Source organism: Nocardiopsis sp. NPDC055551, from assembly GCF_053619415.1.
The window spans coordinates 313,217-332,656 of record NZ_JBSHJJ010000002.1; the positions used below are offsets into that span (position 1 = coordinate 313,217).

At 70.9% G+C, this 19,440-nt stretch carries 15 protein-coding genes; 10 read left to right on the plus strand and 5 right to left on the minus strand.

Going from position 1 to position 19,440, the window contains the following annotated elements; all coding sequences use genetic code 11:
- Positions 1-150: 150 nt before the first annotated feature.
- Entirely contained in the window at positions 151-1,143 is a 993-nt protein-coding gene (locus ACWGSK_RS05215; RefSeq protein WP_358503252.1) for an ArsR/SmtB family transcription factor, read from the minus strand.
- Positions 1,144-1,189: 46 nt separating this feature from the next.
- Between ACWGSK_RS05215 and ACWGSK_RS05220 the strand changes: the two genes are divergently transcribed.
- From ACWGSK_RS05220 to ACWGSK_RS05230, 3 genes are all read left to right on the plus strand, one after another.
- On the plus strand, positions 1,190-2,392 hold the full coding sequence (locus ACWGSK_RS05220) for an MFS transporter (RefSeq protein WP_358503248.1): 1,203 nt from the start codon (positions 1,190-1,192) through the stop codon (positions 2,390-2,392).
- 66 nt (positions 2,393-2,458) lie between these two features.
- Positions 2,459-2,791, plus strand: a complete 333-nt coding sequence (locus tag ACWGSK_RS05225; RefSeq protein WP_452455267.1) for a PadR family transcriptional regulator — start codon at positions 2,459-2,461, stop codon at positions 2,789-2,791.
- A complete protein-coding gene (locus ACWGSK_RS05230) occupies positions 2,788-3,504 on the plus strand; it encodes a DUF2812 domain-containing protein (RefSeq protein WP_358503242.1) in 717 nt (238 codons plus the stop codon). Before ACWGSK_RS05225 ends, ACWGSK_RS05230 begins: the two co-directional genes overlap by 4 nt.
- A gap of 166 nt (positions 3,505-3,670) precedes the next feature.
- Here ACWGSK_RS05230 and ACWGSK_RS05235 read toward each other — a convergent pair whose 3' ends face one another.
- The 3 genes from ACWGSK_RS05235 to nagA all read right to left on the minus strand — a co-directional run bounded on the left by ACWGSK_RS05235 (position 3,671) and on the right by nagA (position 5,857).
- Positions 3,671-4,177 carry an SRPBCC family protein gene (locus ACWGSK_RS05235; RefSeq protein WP_358503239.1) on the minus strand — a complete coding sequence of 169 codons (507 nt, stop codon included), beginning with the start codon at positions 4,175-4,177 and terminating at the stop codon, positions 3,671-3,673.
- 135 nt (positions 4,178-4,312) lie between these two features.
- Positions 4,313-4,621 carry a hypothetical protein gene (locus ACWGSK_RS05240; protein WP_358503237.1) on the minus strand — a complete coding sequence of 103 codons (309 nt, stop codon included), beginning with the start codon at positions 4,619-4,621 and terminating at the stop codon, positions 4,313-4,315.
- 102 nt (positions 4,622-4,723) lie between these two features.
- Positions 4,724-5,857: an N-acetylglucosamine-6-phosphate deacetylase gene (gene nagA, locus ACWGSK_RS05245; protein ID WP_358503234.1), complete on the minus strand. Its 1,134-nt coding sequence runs from the start codon at positions 5,855-5,857 to the stop codon at positions 4,724-4,726.
- 636 nt (positions 5,858-6,493) lie between these two features.
- On the opposite strand from nagA, the gene ACWGSK_RS05250 reads away from it, so the two are divergent.
- Positions 6,494-7,009 carry an NADPH-dependent FMN reductase gene (locus ACWGSK_RS05250; protein ID WP_358503232.1) on the plus strand — a complete coding sequence of 172 codons (516 nt, stop codon included), beginning with the start codon at positions 6,494-6,496 and terminating at the stop codon, positions 7,007-7,009.
- A gap of 98 nt (positions 7,010-7,107) precedes the next feature.
- Here the strand turns inward: ACWGSK_RS05250 and ACWGSK_RS05255 are convergent, their stop codons facing one another.
- Positions 7,108-8,013 (minus strand): hypothetical protein, encoded by a 906-nt coding sequence (locus tag ACWGSK_RS05255; protein ID WP_452455268.1) that lies wholly within the window; start codon positions 8,011-8,013, stop codon positions 7,108-7,110.
- 233 nt (positions 8,014-8,246) lie between these two features.
- Between ACWGSK_RS05255 and ACWGSK_RS05260 the strand changes: the two genes are divergently transcribed.
- From ACWGSK_RS05260 to ACWGSK_RS05285, 6 genes are all read left to right on the plus strand, one after another.
- Positions 8,247-10,082, plus strand: a complete 1,836-nt coding sequence (locus ACWGSK_RS05260) for an SGNH/GDSL hydrolase family protein (protein ID WP_452455269.1) — start codon at positions 8,247-8,249, stop codon at positions 10,080-10,082.
- A complete protein-coding gene (locus tag ACWGSK_RS05265) occupies positions 10,082-11,884 on the plus strand; it encodes a hypothetical protein (protein WP_452455270.1) in 1,803 nt (600 codons plus the stop codon). The genes ACWGSK_RS05260 and ACWGSK_RS05265 overlap by 1 nt, the downstream gene beginning before the upstream one ends.
- Before the next feature lie 272 nt (positions 11,885-12,156).
- Entirely contained in the window at positions 12,157-12,297 is a 141-nt protein-coding gene (locus ACWGSK_RS05270; protein ID WP_017542507.1) for a hypothetical protein, read from the plus strand.
- 248 nt (positions 12,298-12,545) lie between these two features.
- A complete protein-coding gene (locus tag ACWGSK_RS05275; RefSeq protein ID WP_452455271.1) occupies positions 12,546-13,883 on the plus strand; it encodes a glycosyltransferase family 4 protein in 1,338 nt (445 codons plus the stop codon).
- Positions 13,880-18,358: an alpha-(1->3)-arabinofuranosyltransferase gene (locus ACWGSK_RS05280; RefSeq protein ID WP_452455272.1), complete on the plus strand. Its 4,479-nt coding sequence runs from the start codon at positions 13,880-13,882 to the stop codon at positions 18,356-18,358. Before ACWGSK_RS05275 ends, ACWGSK_RS05280 begins: the two co-directional genes overlap by 4 nt.
- Positions 18,355-19,404, plus strand: a complete 1,050-nt coding sequence (locus ACWGSK_RS05285) for a DUF3068 domain-containing protein (RefSeq protein ID WP_452455273.1) — start codon at positions 18,355-18,357, stop codon at positions 19,402-19,404. Before ACWGSK_RS05280 ends, ACWGSK_RS05285 begins: the two co-directional genes overlap by 4 nt.
- Positions 19,405-19,440 lie beyond the last annotated feature (36 nt).

Consider the following 19,440-nt stretch of genomic DNA (forward strand, 5'->3'; position numbering starts at 1 on the left):
TCGGTGTGGTGGGTGGGGGGTTCTGTTGTGACGAGAAGGTGGGACGATCGTGCTCGCGCGTGAACGCGCTCGCCGGGTCGTCCTTCGTCGTTTTCGGGACCTTCCGGCCCTTGGGCCGCGCTTCGGCGTGGTCCGGGGGCTTTTTCGCGTTCAGGGGTCCTGAGCGGCGAGGGCGATGCCCAGGGGAGACCTGGCGTAGAACACCTCGCGGCCGGCGCGCCAGGACTCCAACAGGCCCGCGTCGCGTAGGGCGGAAAGGTTGACCGACACCGTGGCCGGAGCCAACCCCAGGCGCGCGGCCAGGTTCCGGGTGGTCTCGGGGACGATCAGGTGGGTCAGGATCCGAGCGCGGGTGCGTCCCAGGACCGCCGACAACGCCTCGGAGGAACGTTCTCCGGGTGACCACAGCTCACCCACTCCCCGCACCGGGTAGATCAGGGTGGGCTGCCACGGCTCCTCACTGATGAGGATCAGCTCGGGCCAAACGAAGGCGCTCGGCATCAGCAGCAGCCCGCGGTTGCCCAGACGCAGCCGTTCGGCGGCGGACGGCCCCGCCACGTGGAGAGTGTGGCCGTCCCAGGTGAGCCGCCCGTCCAGGTCGGTCATGAGGGCGGCCAATCCGTTCCGGGCCAGAGTGTGGGCCCGCAGGGACAGGTCCGCGTCCAAGAGGGCGCGCAGACGTGGCCAGTAGGGCCGGACCAGGTGCTCCCAACAGGTGGCCAAGAGATCGGCCAGCGTGTCCCGGGTGGCCCCGGGGTCGGCCAACAGCGGGTCGGTCATGCTCGCGGGCAGCCCGCGGCGGGGGTCCAACAGGCAGGCGCGCAGTTCGCTCGCCACCCGGTCGGTCGGGGTGGACCTGACCTGGATGAGTCCATCCTCGAAGGAGGTGAGCGGACCGGCCGGGGGAGGACTCAGGAAGTCCGGCACGTAACCGGGGCGAGGGAAGAGCAGACGTGCCGGGGACAGGTCGACGTGGTCGGGGAGCCGGGCGGCGCGGACCCACGGCAGGTGGAAGCTCTGACGGTGGGGTTCGAAGAGGGTGTGCAGGGCGGCCAGGGTCTCCCAGAGCGGAGAGACGGCGAACCTGCAACGCAGCAGGTCCTCGTGTTCGAAGACCACCTGTCCCGGCATGGATTCGAACATACCCGAATCCGTTGAGGGGCCCGTTCATCGGGCGGAGGCTGGGCGCATGTCGCAGACCTCTTTCCGTCGGGTGCTCGCCGTGCCCGAGTTCCGCGCCCTGTTCGTCGCGGAGATCCTGTCGATCCTCGCGCTGGTCGCGGTGCAGATCACCCTGTCCGTCCTGATCTTCGACCGGACGGGATCGCCGCTGCTGTCCTCGTTGGCGTTCGCGTTGGGATTCCTGCCGCATTTGTTGGGCGCCTCGTTGTTGTCGTCGGTGGCCGACCGGTTTCCGCTCAGGCGGGTGATGGTGGGGACGCAGCTGATCAGCGGCGCGGTGATGGCGTGCATGGCGGTCCCCGGGACGCCGGTGCCGGTGATGTTGGCGTTGTTGGTGGTGAGCGGGACGATCGCCCCGGTGTACTCGGGGGCGCGTTCGGCCGCCCTGGCGGACGTGCTGGGCGGGGAGGGGTTTCCCCTGGGGCGTTCACTGCTGCGGATCGCGGCGCAGACCGCTCAGATCAGCGGGTTCTCGTTCGGTGGCGCCCTGATGTTGGTCGCCTCGCCCACGACCGCGCTGTTGGTCGCGGCGGGGTTGATGATCGGGTCCGCCCTGTTGGTGGCGGTCGGCACCGAATACCGCCCCGGGCGCGGGGGTTCGGGTGGGTTGGTCGCCTCCTCGCTGGGAGGGGTGCGCGACGCGTTGCGGTTGCCGCGGCTGCGCGCGGTCTTCCTGTTGAGCTGGGTGCCGGCGGCGCTGTTCGTGTGGCCGGAGGCGTTGGCGGCGCCGTTGGCGGCGGGCATGGGCGGCGGCCCGATGTTGGTGGCGCTGTTGTTGACCGCGGGGCCGGTGGGGACGGTCGTGGGTGAGCTCGCCGCCGGGTCGTTGCTCACGGCCGAGGCGCGCCGCAGGTGGATGCTGCCGTTGGCCTTCGTGTCCTTCCTGCCGATGATGTTCTTCGTCTTGGACCCGGGTCCGGCGTTCGCGGTGGCCGTTCTGGGGCTGGGCGCTTTGGGCTGGGGTTACACGTTGGCGCTGGACGCGCTGCTGTTGGCGGAGACCCCACAGGAGCTGCGCGGGCGCGTGTTCGCGCTGGGTTCGGCCGGGCTGATGATCACCCAGGGGGTGGGGTTCGCGCTGGCCGGGGCGGTCGCGGAGTTCCTACCGACGCACCTGGTGGTGGCCATGGCGGGGGCGGGCGGCGTGCTGTCGGTGGCGTTGTTCGGCCGCCGGTTCTTTCGCTCCAGGGAAGTCCGTACGGCTATCTAGGTTGCGATCCTAACTAGGTTGCTTTACCGTCTAGGTAGATGCCGGACCTAGTTCCAAGGGTGATGAATGGATCGACGATCGAGCTGGCTGAAGGGGGTGCTCGACCTCCTCGTGCTGGCCGCACTGACCGACGGCGAGAGCTACGGCTACGCCTTGGCCGCGAGCTTGGACGACGCCGGCTTCGGCCGGATCAAGGGAGGCACCCTCTACCCGGTGCTCAACCGGTTGGAGGAGGCGGGGCTGGTCGACGCGGAGTTCCGCGCGGCGGAGAAGGGACCCGGACGGCGCTACTACCACCTGACGGACCAGGGCCGTGAGGTCCTGGCGGATCAGGGCGCCGCCTGGTTGGAGTTCGACGCATCGGTACGCGAGGTTCTGAGGAAGGGCGGGGTCCGATGAGCTACCTCGACGAGTTGGCGACACTGCTACGGGCCCGTGGGGTCCCCGAGCAACGTCTCAAGAGCACCATCGACGACCTCGCCGCGTTCCTGGCCGACGGCGATCTGGACCCGGCGCGGGAGTTCGGTCCGGTGAGAGCGTTCGCCGACGACCTGGTGGGCGAGGAGGGCCCCGAGCCCGATCCCGAGAGCCTGGTGTGGGCGGCGGACTCCTTCGCGGCCACCGAGCGGCTCAACGAGATGGGCGCCCAGGGTTGGGAGGTCGAACGGGTGGATCGGTACGGCCGGTTCGTCAGCCACCGTGGTGAGGACCCGCAGGTCTGGGAGTATCGCCAGGAGATCGCCCCCGGACGCCGTGAACGGAAGCGCCTGACCGAGAACCTGGCTCCGGAGGGCTGGGAGATCGCCGGACACTACTTCACCTTCGCCTACTTCAAACGGTCCCGGGCCGCACTGGTCGGGCCCGCCGCCGAGCTGGACGAACGCCCCGAGCCCAGCCGTAAGCGGTTCTTCTGGAGCCCGCCCGGCCTGCTGCTGATCGCGGTCGCCCTGGTGGTCCTGGCGATCTCCCTGTTCGATCTGGGCGGAACCCTGTGGGAGGGGGACACCGCCGACCGGATCGCCACGTTGGCCGGAGCCGGGGTCGGTGCGCTCGTCGGCATGGGAGCGGTACTGGGTGTGTTCTGGCTGTTCGCCAGACTGCGTAACCGCTGACCGTGACCACCCGTGGCGTGTCAACGCCGCGGACCCGTAGACGATAACGATCCGTGTGACCGGCAAGGGCTTCGATGTTGGAGTCACCGGTCGGCGACCCTCTCGCCGTGACCGCCGGGGTCCTGGTCCGGGGTAGGAAGGGCCGGGGGTGAGCGCTCTCCTGGGGTCAGCGCACCTCGGTGAGGGGGCCGAAGTGGGCGCGGGTGTCCTTGACCAGGGAGGCGAGCATGCTCTCGGTCAGGGGACGCCCCAACTGCAGGGCGCTGTCCAGTCCCTGCCACGGGGTGAACGCGAAGGACCACACGAGCTTGCTGCCGCCGGCGAACGGCAGCACGTGGTAGTCCTCGGCGAACGAGCCGAACAGCGGGAGCGTGCCCTCGGTGGCGTAGAAGGACTTGCGGCGTTCGGCCTCGTCCCAGCGGAAGAAGTGCTCGCGCATCCGGTAGGCGCCGAGGACCCGGGCCTCGCGGATGGTGCCCACACCATAGGGCGGCTCGGTGGTGTGGTGCACGTCTCCCAGCGCCCGGCACCAGGACAGTGGCCGGGGTGAGGTGAGCTCGGCCCAGACCTCGTCGGGCCCGGCGGCCAGTTCCAGCCCGACCCGCCAGCGCATCGGGGCGGATTCGAAGTAGCTCTCGTCGACGGGTTCGAGCTCGTAGCGGAAGGCGCTCACGGGGCATCCTCTTCGTCCGGGGTTCCTTGGGCGAAGGTACCAACTCCCCTGGGTGGGGAGCTCCGCCGGAAGTTCCTCGGGTGGATCCGACGGGGGCGCCACCGCTCGGTAACGCCCCCGTCGGATCCGGGTCCATCACTCCTTGGTGGCCCCCACCAGCCACGCGATCTTGTGGGCCGTGAGCGACAGGCTGCCGCTGTTGCCCAGGTGGACCCCGAACGATGCGATGAACGCGTAGTCGTGTTCCCGGCGCTCACAGATCACGTCCTCGACCGCGTGGACGGACTCCGGGTTGTCGACGCGTAGGCACAACCCCGACTCCTCCACCACTTCCGCACGGACTTCGTAACGGGACAGTTCACCGGCGAGCTTGCCGAGGTGCTCTCGCTCTTCGGAGGGCGCTTGGGTCGGCTCCTGGTCGTTCACCTGTCTCGACTGGGCCATGACGGATCCTTTCGTGACGAGCACGGCGCATTCCTCGATGCCCTGTTGACAATTGTCGCTCAGAGACAAGTTACTCATCCGTACCGTGCTCACGACACGCCGTTAGCCGACCCACCTGCCCCGATACATCACGTCCGCGACCGAAAGGTCCTCATTGAGCACCAGCAGGTCGGCGTGGCCGCCGATCTCGACCCGCCCGACCTCGCCCAGGCCCAAGGCGGCCGCCGGCACCGAGGAGGCCGAACGCACCGCCTCCTCGACCGGCACCCCCACCGCGACCGTGTTGCGCACCGCCTGCGGCAGCACGATGGTGCTGGAGGCGATCGCCCCGTTCTCGACGAGGCGTGCCTCGCCGTCCTGAACCCGGACCCGAAGATCGCCCAGGGTGTACTCGCCGTCGCCCAGGCCGGTCGCCGACATCGCGTCGGTCACCAGCGACACCCGTTCTGGCCCGGCGGCGTCGAAGACCAGGCGCGCCGCCCCCGGGTGGACGTGCACGTTGTCCAGGATCAGCTCCACCGTCACCCGCTCGTCGCCGAGCACCGCCGCGATCGGCCCCGGGTCACGGTGGTTGAGCGGCCGCATCGCGTTGTAGACGTGCGTGGCCACGGTCGCCCCCGCGTCGATCGCGGCGAGGGTCTGCTCGTAGGTGGCCTCGGTGTGCCCCACGGCCGCCACCACGCCCGATGACACCGCGGCGCGGATCAACTCCAGGGCGCCCGGCAGTTCCGGGGCCACCGTGATCATCCGGACGTGCCCACGCCCCGCCTTGACCCAGGCGTCGAGCTCCGCGGTGTCCGGGTCGCGCAGCAGGTCCGGGTCGTGGGCGCCGCACCGCGACTTCGCGATGAACGGCCCCTCCAGGTAGATCCCGGCCAGTGTGCCCTCCTCACACGACTCGGCCAACGCCGAGACCTGACGGAGTGTCTCCTCGGGCGAGGCCGCGACCAACCCGCCCACCACGGAGGTCACCCCCGACCGTCGGTTGAAGGCGACGATCTCGCGCGCGCCCTCCGGGTCGGCCTCGGGGAAGGCGTGTCCCGCTCCGCCGTGGATGTGGGTGTCGACCAGTCCCGGGGCGACCAGTCGCCCACCGAGGTCGTGGTGCTCGCCCGGACCGGGGTCGCCGGTGCCGAGCTCGGCCACCCGACCGTTCTCGATCCGGACCCAGCCGTCGTGGGTGCCGTGGGCCGTCACTACGCGCGCGCCGGTGAGGGTCAGGGGTACGTGGGCCATGGGTGGGGCTTCTCCTCCTGCTGCGGGTCCCGCCGCGACGGGTGCGACGGGCGCTGTGTGTCGTAAATTACATTCGTGTGACCGCGAGGTTTTCAGGGGGTCGTGCGCACCTTCTCCAAGCGACGTCTTCCCAGGGAACGCAGGGTGATCCCGCATTCTGGGACGAGCGTCCGAGAGGTGGACCGGTGCCAGTGAGGCCCGGAGTCCCCTCGGGAGAGGCACCGGCACGCATTGACGATAGTGGCCGACTCGCCTCATGATGGAGACATGTCCGCCGGTGAGCTGCTTGTCCAGCGCCTGCACGTCGACCTTCGACAGCAGGCGAGCGCGCTCTGTCGTAGCTAGCGCCTTGCGGGGCCCGTGCCCCGCGCCACGGGTGTATCCCGTGCCCTCGTGCCCCTACGCAGACACCGGACGCTCGGCTCCCACTCCATGGGTCCACGGATCTTCACGGTCCGAATGAGCACTCCCACGCGATGCGGACGCGAACCCCGACGCCGGACCACCAGGTCCCGCGCCGCGCGCCGACTCGCGAGGAACACGGTTCTACTCCGGTGTCCCGCTTCCGATCACCGCCCCCCGCGTTCCCTTCCGGTCGATCCCGGCTCGCTCAGACCGAACCCAGGAGTTCTCCGCATGACTCGCTTCACCGTGCTCGTCGCCGCACCCCGTTCCCATTCCTCCGTCCGCTCCGCCGCGCTGCGCGCCGCCACCGAGGTCGCCGTCCGCGCCGGCGTGACCACCACGCCCGATGTCATCGACCTGGCCGACCTCGGTGCCGACCTGCTCGACGACTCCTCCGCCGCGGTCTCCGAGGCGCTGGAGAAGGTCGGTGCCGGTGACGTGCTACTCGTCGCCTCGCCGCAGGTGCACGGCACCTACACCGGCCTGCTCAAGGTCTTCCTGGACCGCCTGCCCGAGCTGGGTCTGGGCCACACCGTCGCCATCCCGCTCGCCGTCGTCGAGGACCTGCGCAACAGCCACGGCATCGAGGAGGACCTTCGCGTCCTCCTGGCCGACCTCGGCGCCTGGGTCGCCGAGCCCGGTCTGATCCTGTCCAGCGACGAGACCGGCGAGCCGGAGAGCGTCGTTCGGGCCTGGGCCGACGTGGCCGCGCCCGGTCTGCGTCAGGCCGTCTCCGTCGCCGCCTGAGCGACGAAGCGATGAGGGCCCCGCCGTCCGTGGCGGGGTCCTCGGCCGTCCGGTCACCGGCTCCGGTCACCGGCCGGGGGTGGTAGGGGCGACCGTCCTCACGCGTTGGGGGTGGACTCGCCGCGCAACCGGCTGGTGTCGGCCTCCGCCTGGGCGACGTTGCCGCGCACCAACACCACCACGGCCAGGGTCAGGGCGAACCCGCCCACCCGCAGGGCCATGGTGAGCGGGTCCTCGGGCAGGCTCTCCCCGAACAGGAGCGTGCCCGCCACCACGGTGAACACGTTGCCCACCACGTTGGCGACCGGGGCGGTGATGGAGGCCCGGGAGCGCTGCAGGGAGGTCTGGAAGAGCACGATGCCCACGGCCCAGCCCAGCGCGTACAGGTACGGGTAGGGCGACAACAGGGCGGGGCCGATCGCGGCCCACAGCCCGTGGTCGGCGAGGAGGCCGCCGAGGCCCTTCCCCTGGAGCCCCGCGCTGCCCTGGGCGAGGCCGGCCGCGGCGCCCATGGCGGCGGCCGAGATGTACTTCCCTCGTCCCCCGACCACGCTCATGACGGCCACGCAGGCCAACACGGTGCCCACGCTGACCACGACCAACAGGGGCGTGTCCGCGGTCGTCCCGGTCTCCGCGCCGTTCACCGTGGACAGGCTCAGCAGGCCCAGGGCCACCGGCATCACGCCGAGCGCGACGTACTCGCCTCGGGTGATCCGCTCACCGCGCACCAGTGTGATGACCAGCAGCGTCGTGGCCACACCGGCGGCGAAGGCGGGCTGGGAGACCGACACCGGAGCCAGACCGAGGGAGACGATCAGGCCGACGCTCCCCAGGGCGGCGAACACACAACCGAGAACCCATTTCGGATTACCCAGCAGTACCCTGGCGAGGTGAAGCGGACGGTTGATCGAGATCGACTCGGAGCCGTGCAACGCACGCTGCTCCACGGTCAGTCCGATCGTGTAGACCACCGCTGAGAACAGCGCGACCAGGAGTCCGATCACGAGGAGGAGGCCTTTCGGCTCGGCGCTCCGTGACCCAGACGGGCCCGAAGGTTGACGGCCTCCATATAACCAGTTCTAGTCTTGTCTGGCGAGTGACGCCTGAGGTCCTGTCTCAGCAGGGTGGATGTCACTCGTGGGTCGAATAGGAACCTGTAACTACCGCTAAGCGCCGCGGCGAGAGATGGGGCACGGTGCAGGACCCGGGCGACGACGACACCCCCCAGGAAGAGGACGTGACCGAGACACCCGGGACCCCCCGGGGCCGGGCATCCGGGAGCGAGACGGAGAGTTCTCGCCCGAGCGCTTGGCGAGACCGGCTTCCCACGTGGACGAGCCGCGAGTATTGGCGTGGATCCACCTGGCGAGACCTCCTGCGCCCCGGCCCGTCGACGAGCCGATTCCGCGGCCTGTGGGAGCGCGGAGGTTCGCGCTTCGAACCCGGCCCGTTGGGGCTGCTCGGCGTCATGCTCGCCGCCATGGCCGTCACCATGTTGCTCCTGCAGACCGGTTCGGGCGGCCTCGGAGCGGAGGGCGACGAGCGGGCCGAGGAACCGGTCGCCGTGCCCGGCCCGCCCGACGGGGAGCTGCGGATCATGCCGATCGGCGACTCCGCGACCCAGGGCAGCAGCGGGGACCACACCTGGCGCTATCACCTGTGGTCCCACCTGTCCGACCAGGAGATCGACTTCGACCTGGTCGGACCCAACGACGACCTCTACTCCCTCGCCGACGAGGACTTCGGCGCCCACGACTACGCCGACCCCGACTTCGACACCGACCACGCCGCCCGTTGGGACGCCACAGCCCAGGAACTCGCCACCGACGTCGCCGGCGTCGCCGCGGAGTACGACCCCCACTACCTGCTTCTCCTGGCCGGGACCGAGGACATCCTCAACGGAGGGGAGGCCGATCACGCGCTGGACGGCATCGCCGAGATCGTCTCCACCGTGCGGGTGGTGCTCGGTGAAGCCCGCTTCGTGGTCGGCGAACTGCCCGAGGTGGAGGGCACCGACGACGACGGCCGGGTCAACCGGGAGATCGAACGGTTCAACATGGGCCTGGTCGACCTCGCCCAACAGCTGACCTCGGCCGAGTCGCCCGTGGTGGTCGCCCAGACCGCCCGGGACTACACCCCCGCCTTCGACAACTGGGACGCCACCCACCCCAACGTTCGCGGTGAACTCAAGATCGCGGCGGCCTTCGCCGACGCGCTGGCCAGGCCCCTGGGTGTGGGCGGCGAGTTCCCCCGGCCCTTCCCGGACCTGTCCACCGGGCCGCTGACCGCGCCCGAACCCGAGTACGAGGAAACCGACGACGGTCTCCTGCTGTCCTGGGAGAACGTTCCCGGAGCCACCGACTACCGCGTGGTGCAGCGCCGGATCGAACCCGCCCCGGACGACCCCTTCGTGCTCCCCTTCGACGTGGACGTCGACGACGAGCGAGGCTCCGTCACCGTCGAGTCGCTGTTGAGCGGTGCCCGCTACGAGTTCGTCGTGCGACCCGTCAAGGGCCGCGACGAGGGAGTGGAGTCCGAACCGCTCCGGCTGGTCTGGGACGACGACCCGCCGCCGGGCCCGAGCGGACTGGGACTGCGGGACGACGGGGCACTGCTCGTCTGGGACGAGGTCGAGGACGCGAGCCACTACGAGGTGTGGGTCCGTCTCCTGGAGTGCACCCCGGGGGACTCCTTCCGGCGTTCCCGCGACACCCCGCCCGTGGCCGGGGACACCACCACGACCATCGACGACGACCAGAACGTCGGGGGAGGGGAACCGGACCCACCGCGGCCCAGCCCCTCCGAACCACCGCCCACCCCGCGCCCCGAGCCGGAACCGGCCCCCGCGCCCACGCCGCCGCCGTCGAGCCCGCCGCCCGCGCCGGGTTCCACCTGTTCGCCGCGAGACGACCGCGGGCCGCGGGACGGCGAGGACTGGCGCACGCTCGGTTCGACGGGGGACCGGGCTCGGTGGCGGGTCACGGTGTCGGGCCCCTACGAGGTCGTGGTGCGTTCCTATCGTGACTACGTGGAGGGCGGTTACTCCGCGAGCCTTCCGTTGGTGGACCACTGATGGCCCTTCGCCGGGCGCACTGGGGCCTGGGGGCGCTGGTGGCGTTCCTGGCCCTGGGGCCCGCGCTGGGGCCCGGCCATGTCCTGCGATACGACATGGTCTTCGTGCCCGATCTGTCCCTGCGGGCCGTGCTCACCGGCGCGGACGGGTTCCCCCGGGCGATCCCGAGTGACGCGGTGGTCGCGGCACTGTCCACGGTCCTGCCGGGCCATGTGGTGCAGAGCCTGGTGCTGGCCGCGGTGTTCGTCCTGGGAGTGGCCGGCGCGTTCCGGCTGCTCACCGGCCTGGTGTACGGGAAGGGGGCGGTCCCCGTGGCCGGCCTGGCCGCGGGGGCGGTCGCCGGAATCGCCTACGTGTGGAACCCGTTCGTGGCCGAGCGTCTGCTGTTGGGGCAGTGGGCGGTCCTGCTGGGATACGCGGGGTTGCCCTGGGTCCTGGCGGGGGTGGTCCGTATGACCTCGCTTGGGCCCACCCGAGGTCTCGCCGGGATGGTGTGCGCCCTGGTGCCCGCCGCGATCGGTGGGTTCTCCTCGGTGCTGCTGAGCGCGTTGACCGCCGGTCCGACCTCGCTGCGCCGGTGGCGGGACGCGGGCCTGCTGATCCTGGCGCTGATCCTGCTGTCGTCGCCCTGGCTGGCGCCCTCGCTCCTCAGCGGCGCCGCCACCGACCCGGCCGGGGTGGCGGCCTTCGCGGCCCGCTCCGACACCCCGTTCGGCGCGTTCGGTTCGCTCCTGCTGCTCGGCGGGGTGTGGAACGCGGGGGCGGTGCCGCCCGGATACGGAGAGCCCGTCACGGCGGCTCTCAGGGCCCTGGTGGTGACGGTCGCGCTCATCGGCTGGGTCTGGTGGTGGCGACGGGCGCGTCCGGTCGTGGCGGTGGGGTTGTCGGTGTCGGCGGCGTTGGGACTGGTGATCGCCCTGGCGGGTGTGCTCGCCCCGGGGTCCCTGGCCGCGCTGATCGACCTGTGGCCCGGCTTCGGGCCGCTGCGCGACGGGCAGCTGTACGTCGCGCCCCTGGCCCTGTTGCAGTCCCTGGGGCTGGGCGCGATCGTCCTGTGGGTGCTCCGGGCCCTGCCCGAGACGACGCCGGACGAAGGGCCGCCGCCGGTGCCCGGCATGGGTCGGATGGTGACCGTGGTGGTTCTGGGGTTGTCGCCGGTGGTGGTGCTCCCCGGGCTGTTGTGGGGTGCCGGCGGCGGTCTCGCGCCCGTGGAGTACCCACCGGCCTGGCGTGGGGCACAGGCCGCGGTGGCCGCCGACGAACGCCCCGGCGCGGTCCTGGTGCTGCCCTGGAGCGCCTACCGGGGACCGGACTGGTCCGGGGAACCGGTGGTGGTGCTGGACCCGGCCACCAGACTGTTCGATCGGCGCACGCTCTGGAACGACGACCTGAGGGTCGGAACTCCGGACGGTGGGACCGTGGTGGTGACGGGGGAGGACCTGCGGGCGCGGCAGGCCGCCGAATCACTCGACCTCGACCCCGAGACCGCTATGCCGCGGAGCGAACCCGCCGAACTCCCCGAACTCCTGGGGTCGATGGGCGTTCGGTACGTGGCGGTGTCCGCTCCGGTCGACCACGACCTCTTCGACACCGACGGGCTGTCCCTGGTGGTGGAGGGGGGCGACATGGCCCTGTTCGAGGTCGACGACGAGTACGTCGAGGCGACACCGGAGAGTGTGTCGGTTCCGGTCGTCGCCGGCGCTCTGACCAGCCTGGGAACCATCGTCTGGGCGGTGTCCACGGTCGCCCGGAGGGAACCCCGCCACGGCGATCCGGTCGAGGGGGCCGCGGTCGGGGCCTGACCGTCACGCGAGGGCCGGGGCCGCTTTTTCGGTCACTTTGAAACGGGTTCTGGTTTCATCGTCGATCCCGTTCTCACCAGGTGATCCAGGCCACTCGGCCGCCCCTGACCAGCATATGGATGCGTGCAAAGTGCACATTTCGGGGTTGGAAGTTACCGGAGGGTTAGTTACAGTTGGGGCAACCATCTGGTCTGTAGCTAGATCAGGTTCTAGTCTCGGTTTCCAGCGCCCCGGGCCAGAACGGTTCGGAGCGTGCGGAAGGAGATCCTCAAGTGATCAAGGTAATCGCCGCCTGCGTGATCGGCGCGGCTCTGGCGGGAGGTGCCACCGTGGTGGCCACCAACCTCGCCACCGAGTCGACCGCGACCGCTGAACCGGTGAACGAAACCCTCTACAACTACGGCGACCGCTAGGTCTTCGGGTTCGCGAGGTCCGGCGGGCGCCTCGCAACCTGCGGGGCGCCCCACGCCCCCGGTCCCCGGTGATCCGAACCCGACACACCGCCGTCCCCTCGCGATCACGATGGTCGCCCCACCCCACTGACGTCCGGTCCTTGGGCCTGTTCAGCAGCACTCCTCGCCCCCGAGTGTTCGCTCAGAGCGATATCTCGCTCGCTCGGCGTAGGCAGGCCCGGGTCGGGCACCGCGCGGAAGGAGAGCGTGTGGTCTTCCAGAAGGTCCCCCGCCGGGTGGAGCCCGGAGTCGTCACGGTCACCACGGGTCCGACCACCATCCCCGCCCCCGCACCGGCGGAGACCGAAGGGTCCGCGACCGCCGAACCGGTCGCGACCGACGGCCCCCCGACCCCCATCGACCTCGGTCCCCGTCTCGACGGTGTCCGGATCGTCATGATCAACTGGCGCGACCCCTGGCAGTCCACCGCCGGTGGCGCCGAGGAGTACGCCTGGCGGATCAGCCGCCACCTGGCCGAACGTGGCGCCATCGTCACCTTCCTGACCAGCCGCGAACCCCACCAGGCCCGGGTCGAGACCAAGGACGGCATCGTCATCCGCCGCATGGGCGGCAAGTTCACCGTCTACCCGCGCGTGATGGCCTGGCTCGCCCTGTGGCGGCGCGAGTACCACCTGGCCTTCGACTGCATGAACGGCATCCCCTTCCTGTCCCGGCTGGTCCTGCGCCGGAGCACGAAGGTCGTCAGCGTCGTGCACCACGTCCACGACCTGCAGTTCAACGCCTACTTCTCGGCGCCACTGGCCTGGTTCGGGCGCTTCGTGGAGTCCACCGTCGCCTCCCGGGTCTACCGGAACTGCACCACCGTCACCGTCTCGGAGTCCTCCCGGACCGCCATGCGCGACAAGCTCGCCTGGCGTGCGCCCATCGAGGTCGTCCACAACGGCGGGCCCGCCCTGGCCCCCCTGCCCCCCGCGCCCGAGCCCGGCACCGCTCCCGCCCTGGTCAGCCTCGGTCGCCTGGTGGTGCAAAAGCGGGTGTCCCGCGTGGTCGACCTGGCCCGCTCGCTGGCCGACGACCACCCGGGGTTGAGCGTGCACATCATCGGCCGCGGCCCCGAGGGGGAACACCTCGCCGAACAGATCGGGCGCGACGATCTGCGGGACCGGGTCGACCTGCACGGATTCCTCTCCGAAGAGGACAAGGAAGCCGTCCTGTCGTCCTGCCACCTGCACGTCACCGCCTCCGAGTTCGAGGGATGGGGCCTGACGGTCGTCGAGGCAGCACGGCTCGGAGTGCCCACGGTGGCCTACGATGTGGACGGATTGCGCGATTCGGTCCGTGACGGAGAAACCGGATGGCTCGTCCGAGAGGGCGAGACCCTGGAGGACGTCGTCTCACGGGCCCTGAAGGAACTGTCCGACCCCCGGCGCGCCGAGGAGGTCCGCCGCGCCTGTCGCGCCTGGGCGTCCCGGTTCACCTGGGACGCGAGCGGCGCGCGGATGACCCGCCTCGTCGCCGCGGAACTCGGTATCGATTCCCCCTTGACACCCCCTGACCCGGCAGCAGGCAAGAAAGCGAAGATGTGACTTCGGCGGAATCCACCGCCAGGCGCGAACCGGAGGATTCCACGACACCGTCCGCCCCCGGCGGGTTGGACCAGAGGCTGCTGGCGCGCCTCAAGGTCCTCGCGGTGTGCGTGCTCCTGGGCGCGCTGGCGGCGAGCATCGACCCCGGCCGGATCGTCAGCGACACCAAGATCGACCTGACGATCAACCCCTTGGGGTTCATGGAGCGCGCCCTGCACCTGTGGGACGCCTCCTACTTCGGGCAGCTCCAGAACCAGGCCTTCGGGTACTTCTTCCCCAACGGCCCCTTCCACCTGCTGTTCGAGGTGCTCGGCATGCCCGAGTGGCTCATCCAGCGCTCGTGGATGGCGGTGCTGCTCATCGCGGCGTTCCTCGGCACCTACAAGGTCGCCGAGGCCTTGGGGCTCGGGACCGTCAACACCCGCATCATCGCCGGCATCGCCTACGCGCTGGCGCCGCGGGTGCTCACGCTGTTGTCGTACAACTCGGCCGAGCTGCAGCCCATGCTGCTCATGCCGTGGATCCTGTTGCCGCTCATCCTGGGGGCCGAACGCCGGTACCCACCGGCGCGCATGGCGTTGTTGTCGGGGCTGGCGTTCCTCATGTGCGGCGGCACCAACGCCGCCTCCGAACTGGCCGTCCTCGTCGTTCCGGGCCTGTACCTGTTGACCCGCGCCAACGGCCGGCGCAAGTGGCGGCTGATCCTGTGGTGGGCGTTCGGCCTGGTCCTGGCCTCGTTCTGGTACATCGTGCCGCTGCTCATCATGTCGCGGTACGTGTACTCGTTCATGCCCTACACCGAGGACGCCGGCGTCACCACCGGCATCACCTCGCTGTTCAACGCTCTGCGCGGCACCTCGAACTGGATGGGCTTCCTGCCCGACATGGGCAACACCGCCCTGCCCTCGGGGGCGGAGCTCTCGCTCACCCCATGGCTGGTGGCGGTCACCGCGCTGGTCGCCGGGCTCGGACTGGCCGGACTCATCAACCGGCGCACCCCCGAACGCCTCTTCCTCATCAGCAGCCTCCTGGTCGGCACGGCCATCGTGGTCGCCGGCTACACGGGTGACCTCACCGGCCCCTTCGCCGCGTCCATGCGGGAACTGTTCGACGGCGCGCTGTCCCCGTTCCGCAACGTCCACAAGTTCGACGCGCTCATCCGGCTGCCCATCGTCCTGGGACTGGCCCACCTGCCCGTCGTGGTCGCCCGGGACCGGGCCGACCGCTCGGGCGTGGTGGTCTCGGCGAAGGTGCGCCGTGCCGTCGCGGGCGGCTCCGCCGCGGTCTTCCTGGTCACGCTCGTGCCCATCGCCACGGTCGGCATCGCGCCCAAGGGCGGCTTCGAGGAGATCCCCGACTACTGGTACGAGGCGGTCGACTGGCTGGAGGAGCGCTCCGACGAACGCGGCATGACCATGGCGCTGCCCGGCTCCGCCCGCGGCGAGTACGAGTGGGGGCGTCCCCTCGACGAACCCATGCAGCCGTTGCTGTCCGGGGCGTGGACCAACCACCAGATCATCCCGTGGGGTTCGTCCGGGGTCTCCCGCATCACCCACGAGATCGACCAGAGGGTCTCCTCCGGGCGGGGATCCCAGGGCCTGTCCGACACCTTCGCCCGGCTCGGGGTCACCCACCTCCTCGTCCGGAACGACCTTCAGCGCGTGGGCAACAACGGCGGCTGGCCGGCCCGCGTCCACCAGACCCTCCAGAACTCGCCCGGCATCACCGAGGCCGCCGAGTTCGGCCCGGTCATCGGTTCCCTCGACCACCGTTCCGCGTCCCAGTGGTTCGACCAGCCCTACCCGTCGCTGACCGTCTACGAGGTGGAGGACGCCGCTCCCCGGGTCGGGACCGTGCCCTCCGCCGACACGCTGCGCGTCACCGGCGGCCCCGAGTCCGTCCTGCACCTGGCCGAACAGGGCCTGGTCGACGACGACCGCCCGATCCTGCTCGGCGACGACCCCGGTGCCGACGCCATCGACGGTGAGAACACGATCGTCACCGACACGGTGCGCCGCCGCGAGGTCGTCTACTCCGACGTGCGCCGCAACTTCTCGGCCACCATGACCGAGGACCAGGAGTACGAGCGCGACGTGCCGGCCCCGGACGTCATCGAACCGGCCTGGGAGGAGTACGTCGCCCACGCCCGCGACATCGGCATCGCCGAGGTCACCGCGTCCACCTCCGAGGCGGGGGTCGAGGCCCGCCCCGGTGACCGCGACCCGGGCCACGCGCCGCACGCCGCACTCGACGACGACCTCGGCACCGCCTGGCGTTCCAGCGCCTTCGAGGGTTCCCTGGGCCAGTGGTTGGAGGTCGAGTTCACCGAGCCCCGCAACCTCGACGGGCTGAACGTCGCCTTCGAACAACTGCCCGGCGAACCGCCGCCCTCCCGGGTCGGCCTCATCACCGACAACGGGGAGTCCGAGGTGGCCGTCGCGGAGACGGACGAACCCCAGGAGCTCAACGCCCCACCGGGGGAGACCACCAGCCTGCGGATCCGGATCGACGAACTCGCCTGGGAACCCGAGTACCGCTTCGGCACCCGGGTGGGGATCAGTTCCATCTCGATCCCGGGTCTGGAGACCTCGCGCACCCTGGACGTGCCCGGCCCGTCCGAGGCGGGGACGCTGCTCTTCACCGGCTCCACCGGTACCGCTCCGGGCTGCATGGAGGGTTCGCACGCATGGGTGTGCAACCCCGACCTGGAGGTGAGCGGAGAGGACGCCGACCGGCTGGACCGCACGTTCACCCTGGCGGAGGAGTCGGCGGGTTCCCCGCACCGCATCTCCGGCGAAGTGGTCCTCACCGACCCCCGGGAGGCGGAGAACGCCGCCAACCGGGCCGGCGGATACCCCCGCGTCACCGGCTCCTCCACCGCGGTACAGCACCCCGCCGCCATGGGCAGGGGAGCGCTGGACGACGACGAGAGCACCGTCTGGTATCCGGACCCCGAGGAAAAGCGGCCCTCGCTCGACATCGACCTCGGCAGTCGGACCACCCTGGACCACATGAAGGTCGAGTTCCCCCGGGCCGACACCGTGATGCGTCCGATCAAGGTCACCGTCGAGGGCGGCGACACCGTCCGAGAGGGTTGGCTGGACGGCAGTGGGCGCGTGGACTTCGCCGAACTCACCGCTTCCTCGCTGAAGGTCACCTTCGAACGCCCCGAGGGTCAGGCCCTGGAGATCGGCACCATCGACCTGCCCGGCGTGGCACCGGTCGAGCCGATCCCCGACGCCGACATCGACGCCTCCACCACCTGCGGCCTGGGCCCGAACCTGAGGGTCAACGACCGGCGCGTGGAGACCCGGATCAGCGAGGGCACCCTCGGCGACCAGCTCACCGGACGTCCGCTGAGCTACGAGACCTGCACCGACCTCGACCTCATCGAGGGCGAGAACCGGGTCGTGGTCGATCCCGGCAACCGCTACCAGGTCCGTTCGGCCCTGGTGGAGACCGCCGACCTGGCCGACGCGCCCGCACCCGAGGTCACCACGGCGGAGGTCGACACCCTGCACTCCTGGGGACCCGGCGAGCGCAGCTTCGACGTGTCGGTCGACGAAGACAGCCTGCTGGTGGTCAACGAGAACTTCAACGAGGGCTGGGAGGCCCGGGTCGAGGGCGTCGACGGGCCGCTGGAACCGGTGCGCCTGGAGGGGTGGAAGCAGGCCTGGGTGCTGCCCGAGGGCACCGCGGGCACGGTCACGCTCGAATACACCCCCGACGCCGTCTACCACCGGGTCCTGGCCATCGGCGGCGCGCTCGCCGGATTTTTGGTGCTGTTGGCCCTGTGGCCGCGCCGCCTGCTGCCCGGTGGCCGGCGCTCGGCCACCGAACCGCCGCGTGGCGGCCGTGCCCTGCCCACCGCCGGCCCCGGTTGGCTGCCGCGTCCGGTGGTCCTGCCGCTCGGGTTGGCCTACGGGGTGTGGATCGCCGGTTGGGCCGGCGCGGCCGTGGTCGGCGCCATCCTGCTGGTCATCTGGTGGCTGGCCAGGCGGGCGCCCAAACGCCTGCGCCACGCCAAACCCGGAAGGCCCTCGATGGGCGGTCGGGCGCTGCCGCACCTGGCCGGACCCTGGGTGGTCACGGTGTCGCTGGCCCTGGCCGGCCTGACGACCGCGGTCGGGACCTACCTGTCCGTGTACATGCCCTTCCACGACATCACCGAGACGTTCGGTACCGCGCTGCGCGGCTGGGTGCCGCAGGCTCTGTGTCTGCCCGCGATGGCCCGTCTGGTCCTGGCGTTGGGCCAGCGCGGGGAGGTGACGGAACCGCCGCCCGCCGACACCCCGTCGGCGGAGGACGCCGTGTCCGGACCTACGGACGCACCACCCTTCGAGGGGCCCACGGCTCCGGACGAGGACGGCGGACCGGGCGGTGGATCCGGCGATGGTCGGGGCACCCCCGGCGGTGATGGGTCCGGGCCCGACGGGGCCAGGCCCGCGCACGACGTCGAGGAGGCCCACAGGTGAGCGTGTTCTCCCAGATGGGGCGTGCGCCGCAAGTGCGCCCCGCCCCACTGCTCCCCGAACCCGGCCGACGCCTGCCCAAGGGCACCCTCTTGGTGGCGGTGGGGGCCTTCCTGGTGACCATGGCGCTGCTGCTGCCGTTCTACGTGCAGGATCGGGTCGCCCTCATGGCCGGGGACGTCACCCGGCAGTTGCGGATGGACGCCCCCGGCGCCACCTACCTGGACACCGCCACCTGGACTCGGCAGGAGGGCGCCGACCTGGACCGGACCACCCGGATCGAGGGCACCGCCCACGGGTCGGACTGGTCGGCCTGGGAGATGACCGTCGACACGACCGACTCCGACCAGGTCATCGACCACTGGAGCCGCCGCGTCATCATGGACCGGGAGACCGGGCGCGCGGTCAACTGTTGCGGTGAGCACGTCAACGGAGACCGTGCCGTCCGCCAGGCCGGGCTGATCCTGGACTGGCCCGCCGGAGTGCCCGAGGGCGACCACTCCTTCTACGACGCCGAGGTGCGGGCCGCCCCCGCGGTCGTCTTCGAGGAGAACGACGAGGTCGCCGGCCTGGCGGTGCGTCGCTACGTCCAGGAACTGTCCGAGACCCAGGTGCCCGAATCGGCCCGCGACGTGCCCGCGGCCCTGTTCGGGGACTCGGCGGGGACCGTGACGGCCACCCGTTGGCTGGAGTTCGAACGGACCTTCTGGGTGGAGCCGATCACCGGCGAGGTCGTCCACATGACCGAGGAACGTACCGAGACCCTGCGCCCGCAGAACGGTTCGGGGGAGGTCTCGTTGCTGGAGGCCGAGTTCGTCCTCGCCGAGGGACAGGTGTCCTCGTTGGCCGAACACGCCCGGGTCCGCTCGCTGATCCTGCGCGGGCTGGACGTGTGGGTGCCCTGGACCCTGGGACCGCTCGGCGTGGTCGCGATCCTCGCCGGTCTGGTCCAGGCGCTGCGCTCCCGACCCGAGGACGAGCCGAACGATCCCGGAGAGGGCACGGTGATCGAGAGCGTGGCCGCGCCCGGCCCCGCCGGGAGGGCCTGAGCCCCGCGGGCGGGGACACGAGGGCGGGTACGCGCG

What these genes read in the sequence shown, in the direction of transcription:
- ACWGSK_RS05215 (WP_358503252.1), bottom strand. Translation starts at nt 1,143, where the DNA reads ATGTTCGAATCCATGCCGGGACAGGTGGTCTTCGAACACGAGGACCTG.
- ACWGSK_RS05220 (WP_358503248.1), top strand. Translation starts at nt 1,190, where the DNA reads ATGTCGCAGACCTCTTTCCGTCGGGTGCTCGCCGTGCCCGAGTTCCGC.
- ACWGSK_RS05225 (WP_452455267.1), top strand. Translation starts at nt 2,459, where the DNA reads ATGGATCGACGATCGAGCTGGCTGAAGGGGGTGCTCGACCTCCTCGTG.
- ACWGSK_RS05230 (WP_358503242.1), top strand. Translation starts at nt 2,788, where the DNA reads ATGAGCTACCTCGACGAGTTGGCGACACTGCTACGGGCCCGTGGGGTC.
- ACWGSK_RS05240 (WP_358503237.1), bottom strand. Translation starts at nt 4,621, where the DNA reads ATGGCCCAGTCGAGACAGGTGAACGACCAGGAGCCGACCCAAGCGCCC.
- nagA (WP_358503234.1), bottom strand. Translation starts at nt 5,857, where the DNA reads ATGGCCCACGTACCCCTGACCCTCACCGGCGCGCGCGTAGTGACGGCC.
- ACWGSK_RS05250 (WP_358503232.1), top strand. Translation starts at nt 6,494, where the DNA reads ATGACTCGCTTCACCGTGCTCGTCGCCGCACCCCGTTCCCATTCCTCC.
- ACWGSK_RS05265 (WP_452455270.1), top strand. Translation starts at nt 10,082, where the DNA reads ATGGCCCTTCGCCGGGCGCACTGGGGCCTGGGGGCGCTGGTGGCGTTC.